1 protein-coding gene is annotated in these 822 nt (G+C 65.7%); it reads left to right on the forward strand.

Annotated features, from left to right (window positions below; translation table 11 throughout):
- Positions 1-822 (forward strand): ABC transporter substrate-binding protein (locus ASD34_RS04365; RefSeq protein WP_235509969.1); only part of this gene is annotated, 822 nt, incomplete at both ends.

Below are 822 nucleotides of genomic sequence, written 5' to 3' on the forward strand. Positions count from 1 at the left end.
CTGGGCGTGGAGATCGTGCTGAAGGCGCCGTACGCACCGCTTCTCTCGCAACTGGCACTGCCCAGCAATGGCACGGCCGCGATGATGGCCAAGGAATCAATGGCCTCGCCGCTCAAAGACTTCGTCGGCACCGGCCCCTACAAGTTCAAGGAACGTCGCCCCGACCAGTTCGTGCTGCTCACGCGCTTCGACAAGTACAGCGCACGCAAGGAGCCTGCGAGCGGCTATGGCGGCAAGCGCGAAGCGGTCATCGAAGAGTTGCGCTTCGTGCCCGTGCCCAACGCCAGCACACGCGTCGAAGGTGCGCTCGCGGGCCAGTACGACTTTGCCGACCTGCTGCCGGTGGAAGCCCTGCCGCGGCTGGAAAAAGCCAGTGGCAAGACGCTGCCGATCATCACGCCCGCGTTCGGTTTTCCGCTGGTGGTCTTCAACACCAAGGAGGGCGCGCTCGCCAACCAGGCCGTGCGCCAGGCCCTGCAGACCGCGATGGGCCAGGGCGAGATGCTCGCGGCCGGCTTCGGCGACACGCGTTTCTTCGTGGCTGAGGCCAACCACTTCCCCAAGGGCTCGCCGTTCTACTCGACCGCCGGTGCCGACCAGTACAACCAGCGCAACGCCACCAAGGCGAAGGACGCTGCGGCCAAGGCCGGCTACAAGGGCGAGCCGATCCGCGTGCTCACCAGCCGCCAGTACGACTTCCACTACAACATGTCGCTGCTGATGGCCGAGCAGCTCAAACGTGCCGGCTTCAAGGTCGATCTCAACGTCGTCGACTGGGCCACGCTCACCCAGCGCCGCAACGATCCGCGGCTGTGGGAGATC

Source organism: Variovorax sp. Root473 (genome assembly GCF_001426505.1).
Lineage (GTDB): Bacteria > Pseudomonadota > Gammaproteobacteria > Burkholderiales > Burkholderiaceae_C > Variovorax.